The sequence below is a fragment of the Kitasatospora arboriphila genome, from assembly GCF_039528095.1.
Taxonomy (GTDB): Bacteria; Actinomycetota; Actinomycetes; order Streptomycetales; family Streptomycetaceae; genus Kitasatospora; species Kitasatospora arboriphila.
Map to the genome: position 1 here is coordinate 106,387 of NZ_BAAALD010000005.1, position 21,366 is coordinate 127,752.

The window sequence follows — 21,366 nt, forward strand, 5'->3', positions numbered from 1 at the left end:
GCGGCAGGGCTGCGGGGGCCGTCCGTGTACAGCTGCCGAACCTCCGCGGATCGACCCGACGCCAACCCCCCGCACCGGGCACCCGGGTGGGTAGGCTCGCCGGTATGGAGCATGAGGTTGTCGTCCCGCTGCCGGCCAACGCCGTCCGGCAGGTCCTGCAGGACAGCGAGCTGTTGGCCCGCTGCGTCCCCGGCCTGAGCACCGACGCCGGGACGTCCCGCACACCGGACGGGCAGGTCGACGGGCGGCTGCGGCTGCGCGTCGGCAGCTCCACCATCACCTACCGCGGCTCGCTCTCGCTGATCCCCGGACGCGAGGGCGTGCTCACCGCGCTCGCCGAGGGCGAGGAGGTCCGGGGCTCCGGCGAGGTCACCGCGACCGTGCGGGTCAGCGTGCACGACCACGCGGACGGCAGCGTCATGCGCTTCGCCGGAGACCTGAGCGCCGAGGGCCGCCTCGCCGAGTTCCCGGACGACGTCCTGGAGACGGCCGGCCGCAGACTCCTCGACCGCCTCGTCGCCGCCCTCGCCGTCGAGGCCGGCGCCGGCCCGGACGCCGTCCTGCCGCCGGCGGACGACGAAACCGAGGAGACGGCTGCCGAGCCCGCCGAGGCCGAGGCGGGGGCTGAGCCTGCCCCTGCCGAGGAGCCCGCCACCGTCGAGGAGCCTGCGGCGACGGAGTCGGTCCAGGAGGCCGAGAAGCCCGCGGCCGAGGCCACCGAAGAGCCTGCCGTCGAGGCGGAGGCCGAGGGTGAGCCCGCCGCCGAGGCCGTCGAGGAGCCTGCGGCAGACGCTGAGCCTGAGCCCGAGCCCGCCCCTGTCGAGGAGCCGCAGGAGGCTGCCGCGGAGGCGGAAGAGCCCGAGACGCCGACCGCCCCCGTCGAGGAGCCTGCCGCCGAGGCCGTCGAGCCGCTCGTCGAAGAGCCTGCCGTCGAGGCAGGGGCGGAGCCCGCCCCCGTCGAGGAGCCCGCCGTCGAGGAGCTGCAGGAGACTGCCGCAGAGGCCGCGGAGCCCGCGGAGTCGGCCCAGGAGGCCGAGGAGGCCGAGGAGCCCGAGACGCCGGCCGTCCCTGTCCAGGAGCCCGCTGTCGAGGAGCCCGCCGCCGAGGCCGTCGAGGAGCCTGAGGCAGAGGCTGAGCCTGAGGCCGAGCCTGTCGAGGAGCCGCAGGAGGCCGCCGCGGAGGCGGAGGAGCCCGGGGAGCCCGAGGGCGAGTCCGAGGGCGAGTCCGGGGACGAGGAGGAGCCCGGGGCGACCGTGGTCTACCTGGACGACCGGGCGGAGCGGGACCTCGACGACGACCTGTCCGACCTGATCGCCTTCTCGGACGAGGACGAGCCGCTGCCCTCGCCCGAGCCGGAGCCTGCGGGGTTCGAGTACCAGCCGGAGCCGGCGGCGTCCGGGCCGGTGCGGCGGTCGATCGTGGGCCGCTCGGCGGAGGAGGTGGACCACGCGCCGCCGCACGGCCGCTACGCGCCGACTCCCCCGGCCCGCAGTGCCCGCGCCCGGGCGGCCAGCCGCTGGGGCGGCCCGGAGCCCACGCTGCTCACCGGCGGGGCGGGCGAGCGCAGTGCGATGCCCTGGGTGATCGGCGGCGGGGTGGCGCTGATCGGCGGTGCCGTGGTGCTGGTGCGGGCGCTGCGCCGTCGCTGAGCGGAGGGTGGCGGCCCTTAGACTGGCTGCTCATGAGCACTGAGGACCGCGACGCCCTGCTGGCGCAGATCAAGGACAAGGCCGTCGTGCACGGCAAGGTCACCCTCTCCTCCGGGCTGGAGGCCGACTACTACGTCGACCTGCGCCGGATCACGCTGGACGCCGAGGCGGCGCCGCTGGTCGGCCGGGTGATGCTGGACGCCGCGGCGGACCTCGAGTTCGACGCGGTCGGCGGCCTGACCCTGGGCGCCGACCCGGTGGCGACCGCGATGCTGCACGCCGCCGCCGCCCGCGGCCGGAAGCTGGACGCGTTCGTGGTCCGCAAGGCGGGCAAGGCGCACGGCCTGCAGCGCCGGATCGAGGGCCCGGACGTGAAGGGCCGCCGGGTGCTGGCGGTCGAGGACACCTCCACCACCGGCGGCTCGGTGCTCACCGCCGTGGAGGCGCTGCGCGAGGCGGGCGCCGAGGTGGTCGGCGTCGCGGTGATCGTGGAGCGCGGCGCGGCCCCGGCGATCGCGGAGACCGGCCTGCCGTACGTGACCGCCTACACCCTGGACGACCTGGGCCTCTGAGCCCGTACGGCCCCGTGCCGCCCGGATCGGGCCGGTACGGGGGCCGGAAACGGTGACGGCCGGTGTTTCACGTGAAACCACGTGTCACACCGGCCGTTGCCGTGTCCGGGGCGGGCAGGGGCCCGTCAGTTCTTGCGGTGGCGGCCGGTGCTGACCGGCTCCGCCGCCGGGACGTCGCCGCCGGCCTTCTTCTTCCGGCGCTCGCGGATCACCTCGATGATGATCGGGGAGATCGAGATCAGGATGATCAGCGCCATCGCGGGGATCAGGTACTTGTCGATCACCGGAGCCATAGCGTCGCCGAAGAAGTAGCCGATCAGCAGCATGGACTCGGTCCACAGCACGGCGCCGACGGCGTTCCAGACGAAGAAGGTCCGGGCCGGCATCTCCAGGGTGCCGGCGACCGGGTTGAGGAAGGTCCGCACGATCGGGATGAAGCGGGCCATCACCACGGCCTTGGCCGGGCCGAACTTCTCGAAGTAGTACTCGGCCTTCACCACGTACTCGCGGCGGAAGATCTTCGACTCGGGTTTGTCGAACATCCGGGGGCCGAGCTTGGCCCCGATGAAGTGGCCGAGCTGCGCACCGGCGATGGCACAGAGCGGCGCCCCGATCAGCAGCAGGGCGATCGGCAGCCTGGCGCCCTCGCCGAGCACCGAGGAGGCCGCGCCGGAGGCGGCCACACCCGCGAGGATCAGCAGCGAGTCACCGGGGAAGAAGAACCCGACCAGCAGGCCGGTCTCGGCGAAGATGATCGCGAGCAGGCCGATGGCGCCCAGCGACGAGATCAGCGATTTGGCGTCGAGGAGATTGACGGCGAGCTGGTTGTAGTCCACGCGCGCAGGATAGCGCCCTGCTGTTGAAGACGGCTTAAGGAGCGGTGGCCGGTGGGCCCGTCCGGGCGCACCCGTGGGGCTACTGGCGCGTAGGCGCCGTTCGCGTCCCGACTGGCGGGCCGTGGGTGACCGCGGAGGGTGAGTCTGGGAAGATGGCCCCGGTGTCCGGCCTGCGGTCGAGGACCACCCTCTTCTCGTACCGCGAAGCACGCCGTGAGCCAGAGGCGTAAGAGCATCGGACAGCGTCGTTCGATCGCCCCACACCGACAGGAGCGAATTCGCATGCCCATCGCAACTCCCGAGGTCTACAACGAGATGCTGGACCGGGCCAAGGCGGGCAAGTTCGCCTACCCGGCCATCAACGTGACCTCGTCCCAGACCCTGCACGCCGCGCTGCGCGGCTTCGCCGAGGCCGAGAGCGACGGCATCATCCAGATCTCCACCGGTGGTGCGGAGTTCCTGGGCGGCCAGCACAACAAGGACATGGTGACCGGCGCCGTCGCGCTGGCCGAGTTCGCGCACATCGTGGCCGCGAAGTACGACGTCACGGTCGCGCTGCACACCGACCACTGCCCGAAGGACAAGCTGGACGGCTACGTCCGCCCGCTGCTGGCGGTCTCCGCCGAGCGCGTGGCCAAGGGCCTGAACCCGCTGTTCCAGTCGCACATGTGGGACGGCTCGGCCGAGACCCTGGCCGACAACCTGGCGATCGCGCAGGAGCTGCTCGCCCAGGCCGCCGCCGCGAAGATCATCCTCGAGGTCGAGATCACCCCGACCGGCGGCGAGGAGGACGGCGTCTCGCACGAGATCAACGACGAGCTGTACACCACGGTCAACGACGCGGTGCGCACCGCCGAGGCGCTCGGCCTGGGCGAGAAGGGCCGCTACCTGCTGGCCGCCTCCTTCGGCAACGTGCACGGCGTGTACAAGCCGGGCAACGTCGTGCTGAAGCCGGAGCTGCTCGCGGAGCTCCAGGCCGAGATCGGCAAGCAGTACGGCAAGGCCGACCCGTTCGACTTCGTCTTCCACGGCGGCTCGGGCTCGACCGCCGAGGAGATCGCCACCGCGCTGGAGAACGGCGTCGTGAAGATGAACCTGGACACCGACACCCAGTACGCCTTCACCCGCCCGGTCGTGGACCACATGTTCCGCAACTACGACGGCGTGCTGAAGGTCGACGGCGAGGTCGGTAAGAAGAACACCTACGACCCGCGCACCTGGGGCAAGCTGGCCGAGGCCGGCATGGCCTCCCGCGTGCTCGAGGCGGCGCAGCAGCTGCGCTCGGCGGGCAACCGCATCAAGTAGGGCGCACCGCGTCCGCGAGGACGCGTGGGACGGCCGTGGCCCCGGGGAGTCGACTCCCCGGGGCCACGGCCACGCCCGTCGTGCGTCCGCGGCGGGTCAGCCGACGGCGACCCGGGCGCCGCCGCGGGCGGCGGGCTGTTCGGCGCGCAGCCGCCGGTAGTGCCGGGCGGCCTTGGCGCGGTTGCCGCACTCGGCCATCGAGCACCAGCGCCGCATGCCGTTGCGCGAGGTGTCGAGGAACCAGAGCGGCAGCCGGTGCGGTCCGGCGCAGCTGCGGATCCGCTCGGGGGCGGTGCCGAGCAGCTGGAGGTAGTCGTCGAGGGCGAGCCAGCCGGCCAGCCAGGCCGGGTCGTCGACCTCGACGGTGGTGGCGGGCCCGTCGGCGGTGAGCCGGTAGCGCAGGGCGCCGCGGCCGAGCAGCCGGTCGACCTCGCGGACGGCGTCCGGGTCGGCGGGCGCCCGGCCGGGCCGGCGCTGGTCGTACGGGGGGCTGAGGGTGGCCTGCAGCGCCTCGCGGGTGTGCCGGGTCGCGGAGAGCGCGGCGCCGTCGGCGGGGCAGAGGCCGGCGAGGCCCGCGGAGGAGAGCCAGATCCGGTAGCCGTCCAGGTCGTCGAGCAGGTCGCGGGTGCCGGCCGGGGCGTCCCAGCGGGTGTTGAGCAGGTCGAGGGCGAGGGGTTCGCCGAGCAGTGGACGGCGGTCGGCCGGGTCCGGGCTGCGGCCGCCGGCGGTGCCGGCCGGGCCGTGCCAGCGTCGGTCCGGGCCGGGGACGCCGAGGGCGAGGTCGAGCAGGGTGACCCGGGCGTCCGCCAGGGTGGTCAGCGGTGTGCCGTGTGCGCGCATCGTGCTCCCTCGGCCGGTGTCGGGCCGCTCTCCCCCGTCCCCGGGCGGCACTGCGCGGGCAGTGCGGCGGCACCGGGCCAGTCTGGCGCCGGGCCGGGCGCGCCGGAACGGGTGGGCGCCCGGTGTGCGCGCAACGGCCAGAGGCCGTGCGCGGCCTCATAACTGACCCACGGGAATCTTTTCTAGCTTCGGATGTGCCAGACCCGGACACGCAGATCCGAACGCCCGATGGGGAGAGTGAAGCACGATGGCTCAGGCCGAATCAGACCTGGCACAGCCGGGCGCCGAGGCGCCCAACGACCTGCTGAACGGCGACACGTACCTGGAGAGCCTGCGTGACGGGCGCCAGGTGTACATCGACGGCGAGCTGGTCAAGGACGTGACCGAGCACCCGGCGTTCCGCAACGCCGCCCGCTCGATGGCGCACCTGTACGACGCGCTGCACCACCCGGACACCAAGGACATGATGACCACGGTCGACCGGTACACCGGCGCCCGGGTCCACCGGTTCTTCACTCCGGCCCACACGGCGGACGACCTGGTCAAGGCCCGTGACGCCATCGAGCACTGGGCGCGCCTGAGCTACGGCTTCATGAACCGCACCCCGGACTACAAGGCCTCCTTCATGGCCGGCCTGGCCGTCACCCACTCCTTCTACGAGCCGTTCGGCGACAACGCCCGCGCCTGGTACGAGAAGTACGCCCGCCAGGCGCTGGCGATCAGCCACGCGATCGTCAACCCGCCGGTCGACCGCCACAAGGCCGCGCACGACATCCCGGACGTCTACCTGAAGGTCGTCGAGGAGCGCGACGACGGCATCGTGGTCGAGGGCGCCAAGCTGATGGCCACCGCCTCCGCGCTGACCCACGTCGCCTTCGTCGGCCAGATCCACCTCGCCAACCTGGAGAAGGGCAAGGCCGAGGACATGGCGCTGGCCTTCATGGCGCCGCTGAACACGCCGGGCATGAAGGTGATCTGCCGCCCGTCGTACGAGAAGAAGGCCAACAGCCCGTTCGACAACCCGCTCTCCAGCCGGTTCGACGAGAACGACGCGGTGCTGGTCTTCGACAAGGCGTTCATCCCGTGGGAGAACGTCCTGATCTACCGGGACACCGAGAAGATCCACCAGTACTTCCCGCGTTCGGGCCTGCTCTCCCGCGGCTTCTTCCAGGGCGCGATCCGGATGGCCGTGAAGCTGGAGTTCATGGCGGGCGTCCTGGACCGCGGCACCCGCCTCAACGGCACCGACAAGTTCCGCGGCGTCCAGGCCGGCCTCGGCGAGCTGCTCGCCTGGCGCCACCAGACCTGGGCCGTCACCACCGCGATGGCGATGGACCCGGAGCCCGCCGAGGGCGGCACCGTCCTGCCGCGGATGGACTACTCGGCCGGCTACCGGGCGCTCGCCCCGATCAGCTGGGACCGCACCCACAAGTTCTTCGAGGAGCACCTGGCGGGCGCGCTGCTGATGACGCCGTCCAGCCACAAGGACCTCCAGAACCCGGAGCTGCGCCCGCTGTTCGACCGCTACTACCGCGGCTCCGGCACCACCGCGGAGGAGCGCGCCAAGCTCTTCAAGATGGCCTGGGACGCGGTCGGTTCGGAGTTCGGCGCCCGCCACGAGCTGTACGAGCTCAACTACGCGGGCGGCCCGGACCAGGTCCGCCTGGACACCCTGAACTGGACCCGCGCGGCCGGACTGCTCGACCAGTACGGCGACTTCGTGCAGAAGGCCATGGACGACTACGACCTGGACGGCTGGCGCAGCGGCCGCTGGGCCGAGACCGACTGACCCGGCCTCCGCTCACAGGAGGCGGTAATGAACCACGATCTACGCAGCGTCATGCGTCACTTCGCCACCGGGGTCTGCGTCGTCAGCACCTACACGGACGGCGCCGACGGCCGGCGGCACGACGCCATCACGGTCAACTCGCTCACCTCGGTCTCGCTCGACCCGGCGATCATCACGCTCTGCTTCCGGCACGACTCGCGGTTCCTCGCGGACCTGCGGACCGCCGGCGTGTGGGGCGTCTCGATCCTGGACGGCGAGTCCGAGAGCCACGCCCGCGCCTTCGCCAAGGACCCGGAGTCGCGCCAGGTCTCGCTGTCCGAGGCCGCCCACAGCTTCGGCGACGCCACCGGCGTGCTGCTGCTCGACGCGGCCGGCTGGATGGAGGTCGCCTACCGCGACGAGCTGGTGATCGGCGACCACGTGATGGTGATCGGCGAGGTCGTGCGGCTCGGCGCCGCCGACTCCACCGCTCCGCTCATCTTCCTCCAGGGCGGATTCCACACCCTCGAACTCACCCGTTCCTGAGACAACGGAGATCGCAGCACCATGAGCACGAAGAAGAACGCGTTCCAGAGACCCCTCATCGCCTCCTCCGCCGCGGCCGCCCTGCTCGGCACCGCCGCCCTGTTCGCGCCGGCCGCCGGCTCGGCGAGCGCGGCGGGTACGGCGGTGGACACCACCCCGGTGAAGGTCTGTCTGACCGGGAACACCAGCACCACCGCCGAGTTCACCGTCACCCTGCCCAAGGTGGCCGTCGACCCGGTGCTGCAGGCGACCCCGTCGTACCTGGGGCCGTGCGCCTCGTACGGCACGCCGAGCGCCCTGGGCAACGGCAACGTGCGCACCTACGCCCAGCAGGAGCCGAACGGCAAGCCGATCTCGATGGGCTTCGTCTTCCCGAAGACGATGCTGCAGAACCTGCCGACCACGATGACGGACCAGCACCACTGCTACGACATCAACGGCAACGGCGTCATCGACGAGCACACCGAGTGCATGGGCGGCCACGAGCGTCCGCTCGACCTGCCCACCGCGCTCACCAACACGCCCGACATCCCGTACAAGTGGGCGCTGCTGAACTACAACACCATGGGCCACGGCCCCGCGGGCATCTACGACCTCCCGCACTTCGACTTCCACTTCTACGTCCAGCCGAAGGCCGAGCGGGACGCGATCCGCCCCGGCCCGTGCGCGCTGGCGATCAACTGCGACGACTTCGCCACGGCGACCAAGCCGATCCCGTCGCAGTACATGCCCTCCGGCTACATAGACAACGGGGTGGCCGAGGTCGCGATGGGCAACCACCTGATCGACCAGAGCTCCCCCGAGTGGCACGGCCAGACGTTCACCCAGACGTTCATCTACGGCGCCTACGACGCGAAGATCAGCTTCCTGGAGCCGATGATCACCAAGGCCTACCTCGAAGGCCTGGCCACCGGCGCCAACCAGAGCGGGTGCTTCCCGATCAAGCAGCCGCAGGCCTGGCAGGTGGCCGGCTGGTACCCGAAGGACTACTGCATCAAGTACCGCGCCAACCGCGGCGACTACACCGTCTCGATGGAGAACTACCAGCACAGCTGAGCCATCGACCAGGCAGGGCCCTCCCCCGCCCTGCCCCCGGAGCCCGGCACCGGGGGCCATCCCCACCCCCGGTGCCGGGCCGCACCCACAGGCCGTTCGGATACGCGGAGGAGACAGCGCATGGACGGCGCCGGACATCCACGAGTGGCAGGAATCTGACATGTCATCGGCGATCTCACTCGCAGTCATCGGAGGCGGGGCCTCGGCGGTCTGCCTGATCGACGCCCTCGCCCAACGCGACACCGCGCCCGGCAACCTCACGGTCTTCGAGCCGTCGCCGCACCTGTGGCGCGGCCGGGCGTACCAGTCCGACACCACCACGGTGAAGGTCAACGCGACCCCCGACGACATGTCGGTCCGGGCCGGCGACGACCGGCACTTCGAGCGGTGGCTCATGACCCGGGACCGGATCCTCGGCCTGCCCGAGGGCACCACCGGCCTCGACCCCAGGGCCGGCGCCCGCTTCGCTCCGCGCACCGAGTACGGGGAGTACCTGGAGCAGACCGCGCACGCCGCCCTCGCCAAGCTGCGCCTGCGCGGCTGGCGGATCGACCTGGTGAGCGAGTCCGTCACCTCCGCCAACCTGGCGGCCGGCCGCGCGATGCTGCGCACCAACGAGGGCCGGGTGCGCGCCTTCGACTACGCGGTGCTCTGCGTCGGCGGCGACAGCCCCAAGGACGTGTACGGGCTCACCGGCAGCGGGAACTTCATCGGTGACCCGTACCCGATCACCCAGAAGCTGCAGTCCGTCGCCCCGGACCAGCACGTCGCCGTGATCGGCAGCGGCCTGACCGCCGTCGACATCATCATCTCGCTCGCCTCCCGCGGGCACCGCGGCCGGATCAGCCTGCTCTCCCGGCGCGGCATGCTGCCCGGCGTCCGGCAGAAGCCGGTCCACTTCGACCTGAGGCACGTCACCCCGGAGAAGATGCAGCGGCTGTCCCGCCGTCAGACCAGCCTGCGCCTCCAGGAGATCGCCGACCTGATCGGCAAGGAGTTCGCCGAGGCCGGCGCCGACCTGACCGCGGTGATCGAGGAGATCACCGGCGCGCACCGCGAGCACCCGGTCGAGCGGCTGCGCCGCCAGCTCTCCGAGGTGGACTCCCCCGACCTGGGCCTGCGGATCCTGCAGCGCGCGGTGCCGGACACCGGCCCGGACATCTGGCCGCTGCTCTCCGAGCGCGACAAGGTCGAGCTGCTGCGCACCCACTACCGGACGATCATGAGCCTCTGCTGCCCGATGCCGCCGAGCAGCGCCACCGAGCTGCTGCGGCTCGCCGACGAGGGCCAGCTGCAGATCGTCTCCGGCCTGCAGGACATCGCGGCCGGCCCCGAGGGCGGCTACACCGTCGAGACCTCCGAGCAGGACGCCTTCCGGGCCGACGTGGTGATCAACGCCGTCAACGCCTCCGAGGGCAAGATCCCCGTCGGTGCGGCCCCGCTGGTCAACTCGCTCACCCGCAACCGGCTCGCCGACCGCCACCCGCACGGCGGCCTGCACATAGCCCGCGCCACCAGCCGGCTCGCCGTCGAGGGCCGGCCCGAACCGCGCTGGTACGCGCTCGGCAACATCGCGGCCGGGACGCTGTTCTTCACCTTCGGTATCCCCTCGCTGGTGGACCGGAGCCAGGACATCGTCCGTGCCGTCCTCGCGCACTCCCAGCGGATCGCCGGCCTGCGCGCCGAGCGCGTCCTGCAGAGCGCCTGACCCGGCGCCCCGAGTCCAGAGCCAAGGAGAGCACCCCCGTGACCACGACCACCCCGAGCTACCTGGCGGACACCGCCACCGGCCTGCCGCTGCCCGGCGACGCGCGGTTCGCCACCGCCGCCGAGGAGCGCCGGTACCGCAAGCAGCGGCTCACCGCCGCACTGCGGCTGTTCGGCAAGTACGGCTTCGGCGAGGGCATATCGGGCCACATATCGGTCCGCGACCCCGAGCTGCCCGGGCACTTCTGGGTCAACCCGTTCGGCGTCTCGTTCAAGCGGGTCACCGTCGGCGACCTGATCCTGGTCGACTCCGACGGCACGGTGGTGGAGGGCCGGCACAAGGTCAACCCGAGTGCCTTCGTCATCCACTCCGCGATCCACGACATGAACCCGGACGCCGAGGCGGCCGCGCACGGCCACACCGCCCACTCGCGGGCGCTCGGCGCGCTCGGCCGGCTGCTGGAGCCGATCGACCAGGAGTCCGCTGCCTTCTACGGCAAGCAGGTGCTCTACACCGAGTACGAGGGCCCCTCGGTCGCCGTCGAACAGGGCAAGGACATCGCGCAGAAGCTCGGCGACAACCGGGCGATCCTGCTCCAGCACCACGGCCTGATCACGGTCGGCGGCTCGCTGGAGGAGGCCGTGCACTGGTTCTTCACCTTCGACAGCTGCGCCGAGGTCCAGCTGCTCGCGCTCGCCGCGGGCACCCCGAAGAGCTTCAGCCACGAGCAGGCCCTCTCCGCGGGCGCCGGCTTCGGCGACGCCCAGCTGGGCCGCTTCAGCTTCCAGCTGCTCTGGGACGAGATCGTCCACGAGCAGCCCGACCTGCTCGACGAGTGACGACCCGTCGGGCACACCGCACACCCCTGCCACACGAGGAGTGGTCATGAAGGTTCTGCTGTTCGGAGCGACCGGGAACATCGGCGCCGCGATCGCCGAGGAGCTCGTCGCCCGCGGCCACGAGGTCACCGGGGTGACCCGCTCCGGCGGCACCGGCGCGGGCTCGGCCGTCCCGCTCGTCGCCGGTGACGTCGCCGACGCCGAGCAGGTGGCCGAGCTCGTCCGGGGCCACGACGCGGTCGCCTCCGCCGTCGGCCCCCGGATCGGCGCGGACGACGACCGGACGATCCTCCTCGGCGCCACCGGCGGCCTCGTCGCCGGCCTGCGCAAGGCCGGCGTGAAGCGCCTGGTGGTGCTCGGCGGCGCCGGCAGCCTGCGCACCCCCGACGGCACCCGCGTCGTGGACGACCCCCACTTCCCGGAGCTGTGGAAGGCCAACGCCCTCGCCCAGATCGAGGCGCTCGGCCGCTACCGCGAGGTCGACGACCTCGACTGGACGTACATCTCGCCGGCCAAGCTGATCGAGCCCGGCGAGCGCACCGGGGCCTACCGGCTGAGCGGCGACGACCTGCTGGTCGACGCCGACGGCCGGTCCCGGATCAGCATCCCGGACTACGCGGTCGCCTTCGTCGACCAGCTCGAAGGCGGACGGGCCCTGCGGACCAGGGTCTCCGTCGCGTACTGACACCGCGTACCGGCGGACCGACGGCCCCACCCGACGGTCCGCACCCCGCATCAGCACCACCGGCCCGCCCGGCCGCCGGCCCCCGCCGGCCACCGGGCGCGCCACCACTCCGGAGGGAACCCGAAACCATGTCATCCACCGCCAGGGCCAAGGGCGGCGGCGCGGTCGTCGCCATCCTGGGCGCACTCACCGCACTGGGTCCGCTGTCCAACGACACCTACCTGCCCGGTCTGCCCGACCTCACCCACGACCTGCACGCGAGCGCCTCGGCCGGCCAGCTCAGCCTCACCGCCTGCCTGCTCGGCCTCGGCCTCGGCCAGCTCTTCGCCGGCCCGATCTCGGACGCCGCCGGCCGCCGCAAGCCGCTGCTGTGGGGCCTCGGCGTCTACACCGTGGCCGCGCTGCTGTGCGCCGTCGCACCGAACATCTGGCTGCTGGTCGCGCTGCGCGCGATCCAGGGCCTCGGCGGCGCGGTCGGCATCGTGATCGCCGCCGCGGTCGTCCGCGACAAGCACGAGGGCGCCGCGGCCGCCAAGTACTTCGCGCTGCTGATGCTGATCACCGGCCTGGCGCCGGTGCTCGCCCCGGTGGCCGGCGGTCAGCTGCTGCGCTTCACCTCCTGGCACGGCGTCTTCACCCTGCTCGGCGTCCTCGGCGCGCTGCTGCTCGTCGTGGTCGCCGTCGGCCTGCCGGAGACCCACCCGGTGGAGCGGCGGCGCACCGGCGGCCTGAAGGCGACCGGCCCGGTCTTCCGCCGGCTGCTCTCCGACCGCGTCTTCGTCGGCTACAACCTGGCCTGCGGCCTCGCCTTCGCGGCGATGTTCGCATACATCGCGGGTTCGCCGTTCGTGCTGCAGGACATCCACGGCATGTCCCCGCAGGGCTTCAGCGCGGTGTTCGCGGTCAACGCGGCCGGCCTGGTGGTCTGCGCGCAGATCTGCGGCCGGATCGTGCACCGCACCGGCCCGCGTCCGCTGCTCGCGATCGGCCTGACCGGCTCCGCGGTGGGCGGCCTCGGCCTGCTCGTCACGGTGCTCGCCGACGGCGGCCTGGTGCCGCTGCTGGTCGCGCTGTTCGTGGTGGTCTCCAGCGTCGGCCTGGTCATGCCGACCGCGACCGCGCTCGCCCTGCAGGAGCACGGCGACTCGGCCGGCTCCGCGGCGGCCCTGCTCGGCCTGTCCCAGCACATCATCGGCGCCGCCGTGGTGCCGCTGGTGGGCCTGGCCGGCGAGGGCACGGCCGTGCCGATGGGCATCGTCATCGCGGTGCTCGGCAGCGGCGCGCTGCTCTCCTTCGCCGCGCTGACCCGCGCCGCGGCCGCGCCGGCCCCGGCGGCCGGGGCGGCCGCCCGCTCGGAGCAGGCCGCACACGCCTGATCCTCCGCCGCCCCGCCGGGCCCGTCCCGGCGGGGCGGCCCCTCGCTCTCCCCCGCACCACCCGCACCACCCGCTCCACCGTGCAAGCCCCCGCTCCCCCGGAACCACTGAAGTACGGGCGTTGCGCCCCGATCGCCTCGCACGCTCTGCCGCACCGCGTCCCATTTCACGAGCCGGAGATCGTTATGCCGTTCGCAACCTCGACCGACGTCCTGTCCCGGGAGGAGTCCTGGCGGACCCTGCCCGCGGCCCAGCAGCCGGACTGGCCGGACCCCGATGCCCTGGAGCGGGTCTGCGACGAACTGCGCACCTACCCGCCGCTGGTGTTCGCCGGGGAGTGCGACAACCTGACCGCCCGACTGGCCGCCGTGGCCCGCGGCGAGGCCTTCCTGCTGCAGGGCGGCGACTGCGCGGAGACCTTCGACGGCGTCTCCGCCGGGCAGATCCGCTCCAAGCTGAAGACCATGCTGCAGATGGCCGCCGTGCTGACCTTCGGCGCCTCGGTGCCGGTGGTCAAGGTCGGCCGGATCGCCGGCCAGTACTCCAAGCCGCGTTCGCAGCCCACCGAGACCCGGGACGGCGTCACCCTGCCGACCTACCGCGGCGACTCGGTCAACGGGCTGGCGTTCACCGCCGAGGCCCGGGTGCCCGACCCGCAGCGGCTGCTGCGGATGTACAACTCCTCCGCCGCGACCCTCAACCTCGTCCGCGCGTTCATCTCCGGCGGCTACGCCGACCTGCGCGAAGTGCACTCCTGGAACCAGGACTTCGTCCGCACCTCGCCGGCCGGCCAGCGCTACGAGCGGCTCGCCGAGGAGATCGACTCCGCCCTCTCGTTCATGCGGGCCTGCGGCGTCGACCCGACCGAGCTGCACCGCACCGAGTTCTACACCAGCCACGAAGCGCTGATCCTGGACTACGAGTGCGCGATGTCCCGCCTCGACAGCCGGTCCAACGACCGCTACGACGTCTCCGCCCACATGCTGTGGATCGGCGAGCGCACCCGCCAACTGGACGGAGCCCACCTGGAGTTCGCCTCCAAGGTGAACAACCCGATCGGCGTCAAGCTCGGCCCGACCACCACCGCGGACGAGGCGCTCAGCCTGATCGACCGGCTCGACCCGAAGCGCGTCCCCGGCCGGCTCACCTTCATCACCCGGATGGGTGCGGAGAAGATCCGCGACCTGCTGCCGCGGCTGGTCGAGAAGGTCACCGCCGAGGGCGCCCAGGTCGCCTGGGTCTGCGACCCGATGCACGGCAACACCTTCACCGCCTCCACCGGCCACAAGACCCGCAGCTTCGACGCGGTGCTGGACGAGGTCGCCGGCTTCTTCGAGGTGCACCGCTCGCTGGGCACCCACCCGGGCGGCATCCACGTCGAGATCACCGGCGACGACGTCACCGAGTGCGTCGGCGGCGGCCACGCCCTGGTCGCCGAGGACCTCCACCAGCGGTACGAGTCGGCCTGCGACCCGCGGCTCAACCGCAGCCAGTCGCTCGACCTGGCCTTCCTGGTCGCCGAGATGTACCGGGGCCGCGGCACCGCCGCAGGCGTCCGGACCGTCCAGGCGGTGCGCTGATGCGCGCCGTCCGCGGGGCGATCCAGGTCGACCGGGACGACCCGGTCGAGGTCATGGACGCCACCCGCCTGCTGCTCCAGGAGATCATCGAGGCGAACTCGCTCGTCCCCGACGACCTGGTCTCGATCCTCTTCACCGCCACCCCCGACCTGCGCAGCGGCTTCCCCGCCCGCGCCGCCCGCGACCTCGGCCTGACCGACGTGCCGCTGATGTGCGCCCAGGAGATGGACGTCGACGGCGGCCTGCCGCGCACCGTCCGGGTGCTGGTCACCGCCGAGACCCCGCTGCCCCGCGACCGCGTCCGGCACGTGTACCTCGGCGGCGCCCGGGCCCTGCGCCCCGACCTGGCGCAGCCGATGGCGGGTGCCCGGTGATCCGTACCGCCGCGGTGGTCGGGGCCGGACTGATCGGCACCTCGGTGGCGCTCGCACTGAGCCGCCGCGGGGTGCTGGTGCACCTGCTCGACACCGACCGGGACGCCGTCCGCACCGCCGTCGCGCTCGGCGGCGGGGTGGACTGCCCGCCGGACGAGCCGGTGGACATCGCGGTGATCGCGGTGCCGCCGAGCGCGGTCGGCCGGGTGCTGGCCGACCACCAGGCCCGCGGCCTCGCCCACGCCTACACCGACGTGGCGAGCGTCAAGCACGAGACCGAGCGGGCGGTGCTCGGCGGCGCCCCGGACCCGTCCCTGTTCGTCGGCGGCCACCCGATGGCCGGCCGTGAGCGGTCCGGGCCGCTCGCCGCCTGCGCCAACCTCTTCGAGGGCCGCACCTGGGTGCTGACCGCCTGCGAGATGACCTCCCGGGAGACGCTCAACCGGGCGCTCGCCATGGTCGCCATGTGCGGCGCGGTGCCGGTGGTGATGGAGAGCGACGCGCACGACCGGGCGGTGGCACTCGTCTCGCACGCGCCGCACGTGGTCGCCGCGCTGATGGCCGCCCGGCTGGAGAACGCCCCCGAGGAGGCGTCCCGGCTGGCCGGCCAGGGGGTGCGCGACATGACCCGGATCGCCGGCGGCGACCCCGGGCTGTGGGGCGACATCCTGGAGTCCAACGCCACCGCCGTCGCCGACGTGCTCAGCGAACTCGCCGACGACCTGGCGACCACCGTGCGGGCGCTGCGCGGCCTCGCCGAGGTCGACGCGGCCAAGCGGGCCGAGGAGATGACCCGGGTCATCGACCTGCTCGGCCGCGGCAACGCCGGCCGGGCCCGGCTGCCCGGCAAGCCCGGTACGGCGGGCGGCGCGCTGGTGCCGGTGGTCATCGGCGACCGGCCCGGCGAACTGGCCCGGCTCTTCGCCGCCGTCCAGGACACTGGCGTCAACATCGAGGACGTGTCGATCGACCACTCCACCGGCCGCCCGAGCGGTCTGGTTGAACTGGTGGTCGCCACCGACGCGGCCGGCCTGCTCGCCGACCGGCTGCTGGCCGCCAACTGGACGGTGCAGCGGATCCGCCCGGTCTACGCGAACCGCGCCGCCGGCGCCGAGGACCGGGACCGCAGCACCGCGGACCGCGTCTCCGTGCCGAGCTGACGAAGGAGCAGCAGTGACGCTGGTCTACGTGCTCAACGGCCCTAACCTGGCCCGGCTCGGTCTGACCGAGCCGGGCCGGGACGGCCGCGCCGCCTACCCGGAACTCGTCCGGGTCTGCCAGGAGACCGCCGCCGAGCTCGGCCTGCGGGCCGTCGTGCTGCAGACCGACAGCGAGGCGGAACTGGTCGGCTGGCTGCACCGGGTCGCCGAGGAGGCGGCCCCGCTGGTGCTCAACCCGGCCGCGTTCACGCACTGCTCGTACCCGGTGCGGGACGCGCTCGCGCTGCGCCGTGCCCCGGCGATCGAGGTACACCTGTGCAACCCGTACGCGCGCGAGCCGTTCCGCCGGGTCTCCGTGCTGTCCGACGTGGTCGACGGCGCGGTGACCGGCCTCGGGACGGACTCCTACCGGCTCGCGCTGCACGCCGTCGCCCGCCTCGCCGGGGCGGGCGCCCGTCCGGAACCCCGAGGAGCCATCGCGTGACCACCGCCGCCCGAGGGGCGATCGCCCGCATCCCGGGCTCCAAGAGCATCACCAACCGGGCGCTGCTGCTGGCCGCGGCCGCGCTCGGCCCGAGCCGGCTCGGGGCACCGCTGGTCAGCGCCGACACCGTCGCCTTCCGCCGGGCGCTGGAGGCGCTCGGCGTGCGGGTGGACGAGCAGGACGGCGACTGGGTCGTGCACGGCACCGGCCGCGGCCCGCACGGCCGCGCCCGCATCTGGTGCGAGGACGCCGGCACCGCCGCCCGCTTCCTGCCGGTGCTCGCCGCGGCCGGCTTCGGCCGCTTCGAGGTGGACGGCACCGAGCAGCTCCGGGCCCGCCCGCTCGGCCCGCTGGTCGACGCCCTGGTGCGGCTCGGCGCCGAAGTGACGGCCGGGCCCGGCGGCCGGCTGCCACTGGCCGTCCGCACCACCGGACTGCAGGGCGGCGAGATCGCCCTCGACTCCACCAGCAGCAGCCAGTACCTGACCGGTCTGCTGCTGTCCGCCCCGCTGATGCGCAGCCCGCTCACCGTGCACGCGGCGGGCCTGGTGAGCCGCCCCTACATCGACATGACGGTGGCGCTGATGCGCCGCTTCGGCGCCGACGTGGCGGAGGGGCCGGACGGCCGGCTGCGGGTCACCGGCGACTACCGGGCCACCGACCTGCGGATCGAGCCGGACGCCTCCACCGCCTCGTACGTGTTCGCGGCGGCGGCGGTGACCGGCCGGTCGGTCACCGTGCCGGGACTCGGCCGCGACAGCCTCCAGGGCGACCTGCGGTTCGTCGAGGTGCTGCGGCGGGCCGGCGCCGAGGTGGAGATCGGCGAGGACGGGACCACCGTGACCGGGACGGGGCGGCTGCGCGGCGGCTTCGAGGTCGACATGGGCGACATCTCCGACACCTTCATGACGCTGGCGGCCGTCGCACCGCTCGCGGACGGGCCGATCACCGTCACCGGCATCCGGCACGCCCGGTTCAAGGAGTCCGACCGGATCGCCGCCGTCGCCGGCAACCTGCGGCGGCTCGGCGTCGAGGTGACGGAGGGCCCGGACCGGCTCACCGTGCACCCCGGACCGGTCTCCGGCGGCCTCGTCGACTGTCACCGCGACCACCGGATCGCGATGTCCTTCTCCGTCCTGGGCCTGCGGGTGCCGGGCATCGTGCTGGACGACCCGTCCTGCGTCGACAAGACCTTCCCCGAGTTCCACACCGAATTCGCCCGCCTCTTCGCCTGACGAAGAGCCCACAGGGGCGCGGGGAACGACGGAGAGCACCTCAGGGGCGCGGGGAACTGCGCAATCCGGATGCGGCGCACGGACGGATCAGGTCGGCCCTGACTCGTTCCGACGCCCATCCCGGACTGCGCAGTTCCCCGCGCCCCTTGTCCGTCACCGCCAGGCGGCAGCCGCCCGCAGGACCACGTCGTTGGCCTCCGGCTCCCCCACCGTGATCCGCACGCCGTCCGTCCCGTACGGCCGGACCACGGCGCCGAGTTCCGCACAGGCCTCGGTGAACGCGGCGGTGCGCCCGCCCAGCCGCAGCCAGACGAAGTTGGCCTCGCTGTCCGGCAGGTCGAAGCCGCTCTCCCGGAGCGCCGCGGTGACCCGGGCCCGTTCCTTCACCAGCAGTTCGACCCGGTCGAGGAGTTCGTCCTCGGCGGCGAGCGAGGCCAGTGCGGCGTCCTGGGCGAGCCCGCTGACGCCGAACGGCAGCCCCACCTTGCGGAGCACGGCCGCCACCTCGGGGTGGGCGACGGCGTAGCCGATCCGCAGGCCGGCCAGGCCGTAGGCCTTGGAGAAGGTGCGCAGCAGCACGACGTTGCCGTGCCGGCGGTGGAACGCGAGGCCGTCGGCGGCGTCCGGGTCGCGGACGAACTCGGTGTAGGCCTCGTCGAGGACGACCGTCACGTCGCTCGGCACCCGGTCGAGGAAGCGCTCCAGTTCGGCGCGGCGGACGACGGTGCCGGTGGGGTTGTTGGGGGTGCAGAGGAAGATCAGCCGGGTGCGGTCGGTGACCGCGTCGGCCATGGCGTCGAGGTCGTGGCGCTCGTCGGCGAGCAGCGGCACCCGGACGGAGGTGGCGCCGCAGACCTCGGCCATGATCGGGTACGCCTCGAACGAACGCCAGGCGTACAGGACTTCGTCGCCCGGTCCGGCGGTGGCGCGGACCAGCAGCCGGCCGACGGCGACCGAGCCGGTACCGAAGACCAGCCGGTCGGCGGGGACGTCGAGGCGGGCGGCGAGCGCCTCGGCGAGGGCGGTGCAGGCCGGGTCGGGGTAGCGGTTGATCCGGCCGGCCTGTTCGCGGACGGCGGCGACGACCGAGGGCAGCGGCGGGTAGGGGTTCTCGTTGGAGGAGAGTTTGAGGTTCTCGCAGCCCTGGCGCGGGGAGCGGCCGGGGACGTAGTCCGGGACAGCGGCCAGCGCGGCTCTGAGCCGGGGGGCGTCGTAGCGGCTCACGGCGGGTACCTCCTGCGGTCGGGGCCCGATCAGGTCGGGTTGAAGGGCGAGGGGGCGGCGAACTTCCAGCGCAGGGTGGTGAAGTCACGGACCTCGACCACCTGCTCGACGTCGAACTCGACCAGCCGCAGGGCACCCTGGACGGCCTTGGTGCGGGACTCGTCCCAGTCGATCCGGGCCTTCCCGGTGACGTGCAGGGCGTGGCCGGCCTCCCAGTCGAGGAAGGTGAGGCCGCAGGCTGGGTCGAGCTGGAGGTTGCCGAGGGTCATGTAGAAGGAGTTGCCGAAGTAGTCCGGCCAGACGATCCTGTTCGGCGCGGGGACCTCGACGAAGCCGGGCGCGCCGCCGCGGTGCGAGGCGTCGGCGCCGTGCTGCGGGGCGCGGCTGGCGATGAAGAAGGTGTCGGCGCCGGTGATCAAGCGCTGCTGGTCGGCGTCGAGCACGGTGGAGCGGCGCACGGCCGGCGCGGCGGCCTGCGGTGCGTCGGGGCGCAGCACCCGCTGCTGCAGGTACTTGGGGCAGTTGCCGAGGACCTGCTCGGTGGTGACGACGAGGATGTCGCCCTCGCGCTGCGCGACGCCGTTGATCCGGATCCGCTGGCTGGTCTGCGGCTCGATGGCGAGCATGCCGATGTCGCGCTGGTCGTCGAAGACGTGCTCCAGCGGGTCGCCGGCCACCGGCAGGGCCTTGACGTGGATGGTGTGGGAGCCGACGGCGCCGGCGAAGCCGCGCGGGCCGGTCAGGACGGTGGACCAGGCGGCGCCGTCGTCGTCCACACCGCCGATCACCAGCATCCGCTGGCGGCGCAGGAACATGTCGAACGGCGGCGGGATCGCGGCCTCGAACATCGGCGAGCCCCAGCCGGGGTGGCCCTCGCCGGCCCGCTGCTGCACCGCCTGCTCGCCCTCGTGGTACGGCGTCTTGACCATGGGTCGGCCCTCTCTGTGCGGGTGTTCGTCCGGTGCGGCGCGTCTTCGCCGCGGGTCGCCCGCTCGGTTCACGGGCGCGGGCCGGGCGCCCGGGGTTCGCCCCGGGTGCCCGGCCCGCGTGTGCGGTCGGCGGCGCCGGTCAGGCGTGCTTGCCGATCAGCAGGACGGTGTCGACGACGCGGTTGGAGAAGCCCCACTCGTTGTCGTACCAGCCGGCGACCTTGACGGTGCGGTTGTTGATGACCTTGGTGAGCCCGGAGTCGAAGATGCAGGACGCCGGGTCGGTGACGATGTCGTTGGAGACCAGCGGCTCGTCGGTGTAGCGCAGGACGCCGGCCAGCGCGCCCTCGGCGGCCTTCGCGAACAGCGCGTTGACCTCCTCGACGGTGGTGTCGCGGGCGACGGTGACGGTCAGGTCGGTGACCGATCCGACGACGACCGGGACGCGCAGCGCGTAGCCGTCGAGCTTGCCGTTGAGCTCGGGCAGCACCTGGCCGATGGCCTTGGCGGCGCCGGTGCTGGTCGGCACGATGTTGCCGGCCGCTGCACGGGCCCGGCGGAGGTCCTTGTGCGGGCCGTCCTGCAGGTTCTGGTCCTGGGTGTAGGCGTGCACGGTGGTCATCAGGCCCTGCTCGATGCCCAGGCCGTCGTTGAGGACCTTCGCCAGCGGGGCGAGGCAGTTGGTGGTGCACGAGGCGTTGGAGACCACGCTGTGGACGTCCTCGTCGTACTCCGCGTCGTTGATGCCGATCGCGATGGTGAGGTCCTGGTTGGTGGCCGGGGCCGAGATGATGACCTTGCGGGCCCCGGCCGCGAGGTGCGCCTTGGCCTTCTCGGCGTCGGTGAAGACGCCGGTGGACTCCACGACCACGTCGACGCCCAGCTCCGCCCAGGGCAGGTCGGCCGGGTTGCGCTCGGCGGTGACGCGGATGCTGCGGCCGTCGACGACGATCTCGCCCTGGCCCGCCGTCACGGGCACCGGCAGCTTGCCGAGCGTGGTGTCGTACTTCAGGAGGTGGGCCAGGGTCGCCGCGTCGGTGAGGTCGTTGACCGCCACGATCTCGATGTCGGCGTTCTGCTCAAGTGCGGCGCGGAGGAAACTCCGGCCGATCCGGCCGAATCCGTTGATGCCTACCTTGATTGCCACGGGTGGGCCCCTTCTGGGTGGGTGCACAGGGGGACGCGCGCAGCGCCGGTGAT

20 protein-coding genes are annotated in these 21,366 nt (G+C 73.0%); 15 read left to right on the forward strand and 5 right to left on the reverse strand.

Annotated elements, in window-relative coordinates:
• The first annotated feature begins 104 nt into the window (after positions 1-104).
• The gene (locus ABD353_RS04480) at positions 105-1,649 is read left to right on the forward strand and encodes an SRPBCC domain-containing protein (RefSeq protein ID WP_344622132.1); all 1,545 of its coding nucleotides are present in this window, start codon (positions 105-107) and stop codon (positions 1,647-1,649) included.
• 32 nt (positions 1,650-1,681) lie between these two features.
• Positions 1,682-2,221, forward strand: coding sequence for an orotate phosphoribosyltransferase (pyrE, locus tag ABD353_RS04485; protein WP_030274601.1), 540 nt, complete (start codon positions 1,682-1,684; stop codon positions 2,219-2,221).
• A gap of 125 nt (positions 2,222-2,346) precedes the next feature.
• Here the strand turns inward: pyrE and ABD353_RS04490 are convergent, their stop codons facing one another.
• Complete coding sequence (locus ABD353_RS04490; protein ID WP_344622133.1) at positions 2,347-3,057, reverse strand: DedA family protein; 711 nt, start codon at positions 3,055-3,057, stop codon at positions 2,347-2,349.
• Between the two features lie 282 nt (positions 3,058-3,339).
• On the opposite strand from ABD353_RS04490, the gene fbaA reads away from it, so the two are divergent.
• Positions 3,340-4,362, forward strand: a complete 1,023-nt coding sequence (fbaA, locus tag ABD353_RS04495; RefSeq protein WP_344622134.1) for a class II fructose-bisphosphate aldolase — start codon at positions 3,340-3,342, stop codon at positions 4,360-4,362.
• Positions 4,363-4,458: 96 nt separating this feature from the next.
• Here fbaA and ABD353_RS04500 read toward each other — a convergent pair whose 3' ends face one another.
• The gene (locus tag ABD353_RS04500; RefSeq protein WP_344622135.1) at positions 4,459-5,202 is read right to left on the reverse strand and encodes a CGNR zinc finger domain-containing protein; all 744 of its coding nucleotides are present in this window, start codon (positions 5,200-5,202) and stop codon (positions 4,459-4,461) included.
• A 247-nt stretch (positions 5,203-5,449) separates the two neighbouring features.
• Between ABD353_RS04500 and ABD353_RS04505 the strand changes: the two genes are divergently transcribed.
• The 12 genes from ABD353_RS04505 (at position 5,450) to aroA (ending at position 18,013) form a co-directional block, all read left to right on the forward strand.
• Positions 5,450-6,991, forward strand: a complete 1,542-nt coding sequence (locus tag ABD353_RS04505) for a 4-hydroxyphenylacetate 3-hydroxylase family protein (protein ID WP_344622136.1) — start codon at positions 5,450-5,452, stop codon at positions 6,989-6,991.
• A 27-nt stretch (positions 6,992-7,018) separates the two neighbouring features.
• Positions 7,019-7,516 (forward strand): flavin reductase family protein, encoded by a 498-nt coding sequence (locus tag ABD353_RS04510; RefSeq protein ID WP_344622137.1) that lies wholly within the window; start codon positions 7,019-7,021, stop codon positions 7,514-7,516.
• Positions 7,517-7,537: 21 nt separating this feature from the next.
• Complete coding sequence (locus ABD353_RS04515) at positions 7,538-8,572, forward strand: hypothetical protein (RefSeq protein WP_344622138.1); 1,035 nt, start codon at positions 7,538-7,540, stop codon at positions 8,570-8,572.
• Positions 8,573-8,732: 160 nt separating this feature from the next.
• A complete protein-coding gene (locus tag ABD353_RS04520; protein ID WP_344622139.1) occupies positions 8,733-10,280 on the forward strand; it encodes an FAD/NAD(P)-binding protein in 1,548 nt (515 codons plus the stop codon).
• 38 nt (positions 10,281-10,318) lie between these two features.
• Positions 10,319-11,119 (forward strand): class II aldolase/adducin family protein, encoded by an 801-nt coding sequence (locus ABD353_RS04525; protein ID WP_344622140.1) that lies wholly within the window; start codon positions 10,319-10,321, stop codon positions 11,117-11,119.
• Positions 11,120-11,165: 46 nt separating this feature from the next.
• Positions 11,166-11,804 carry an NAD(P)-dependent oxidoreductase gene (locus ABD353_RS04530; RefSeq protein WP_344622141.1) on the forward strand — a complete coding sequence of 213 codons (639 nt, stop codon included), beginning with the start codon at positions 11,166-11,168 and terminating at the stop codon, positions 11,802-11,804.
• Between the two features lie 128 nt (positions 11,805-11,932).
• Complete coding sequence (locus ABD353_RS04535) at positions 11,933-13,180, forward strand: multidrug effflux MFS transporter (protein ID WP_344622142.1); 1,248 nt, start codon at positions 11,933-11,935, stop codon at positions 13,178-13,180.
• 185 nt (positions 13,181-13,365) lie between these two features.
• The gene (locus tag ABD353_RS04540) at positions 13,366-14,760 is read left to right on the forward strand and encodes a class II 3-deoxy-7-phosphoheptulonate synthase (RefSeq protein WP_344622143.1); all 1,395 of its coding nucleotides are present in this window, start codon (positions 13,366-13,368) and stop codon (positions 14,758-14,760) included.
• Positions 14,760-15,134 carry a chorismate mutase gene (gene aroH, locus ABD353_RS04545; protein WP_344622144.1) on the forward strand — a complete coding sequence of 125 codons (375 nt, stop codon included), beginning with the start codon at positions 14,760-14,762 and terminating at the stop codon, positions 15,132-15,134. Before ABD353_RS04540 ends, aroH begins: the two co-directional genes overlap by 1 nt.
• Positions 15,134-16,294 carry a prephenate dehydrogenase gene (locus ABD353_RS04550; protein ID WP_344622194.1) on the forward strand — a complete coding sequence of 387 codons (1,161 nt, stop codon included), beginning with the start codon at positions 15,134-15,136 and terminating at the stop codon, positions 16,292-16,294. Before aroH ends, ABD353_RS04550 begins: the two co-directional genes overlap by 1 nt.
• Positions 16,295-16,307: 13 nt before the next feature.
• Positions 16,308-16,778, forward strand: a complete 471-nt coding sequence (locus tag ABD353_RS04555) for a type II 3-dehydroquinate dehydratase (RefSeq protein WP_344622145.1) — start codon at positions 16,308-16,310, stop codon at positions 16,776-16,778.
• Positions 16,775-18,013, forward strand: a complete 1,239-nt coding sequence (aroA, locus tag ABD353_RS04560) for a 3-phosphoshikimate 1-carboxyvinyltransferase (protein ID WP_344622146.1) — start codon at positions 16,775-16,777, stop codon at positions 18,011-18,013. Before ABD353_RS04555 ends, aroA begins: the two co-directional genes overlap by 4 nt.
• A 153-nt stretch (positions 18,014-18,166) precedes the next feature.
• Here aroA and hisC read toward each other — a convergent pair whose 3' ends face one another.
• From hisC to gap, 3 genes are all read right to left on the reverse strand, one after another.
• The gene (gene hisC, locus ABD353_RS04565) at positions 18,167-19,237 is read right to left on the reverse strand and encodes a histidinol-phosphate transaminase (protein WP_344622147.1); all 1,071 of its coding nucleotides are present in this window, start codon (positions 19,235-19,237) and stop codon (positions 18,167-18,169) included.
• A gap of 29 nt (positions 19,238-19,266) precedes the next feature.
• Positions 19,267-20,166, reverse strand: coding sequence for a pyridoxamine 5'-phosphate oxidase family protein (locus tag ABD353_RS04570; RefSeq protein ID WP_344622148.1), 900 nt, complete (start codon positions 20,164-20,166; stop codon positions 19,267-19,269).
• 139 nt (positions 20,167-20,305) lie between these two features.
• Positions 20,306-21,313: a type I glyceraldehyde-3-phosphate dehydrogenase gene (gap, locus tag ABD353_RS04575; protein WP_344622149.1), complete on the reverse strand. Its 1,008-nt coding sequence runs from the start codon at positions 21,311-21,313 to the stop codon at positions 20,306-20,308.
• Positions 21,314-21,366 lie beyond the last annotated feature (53 nt).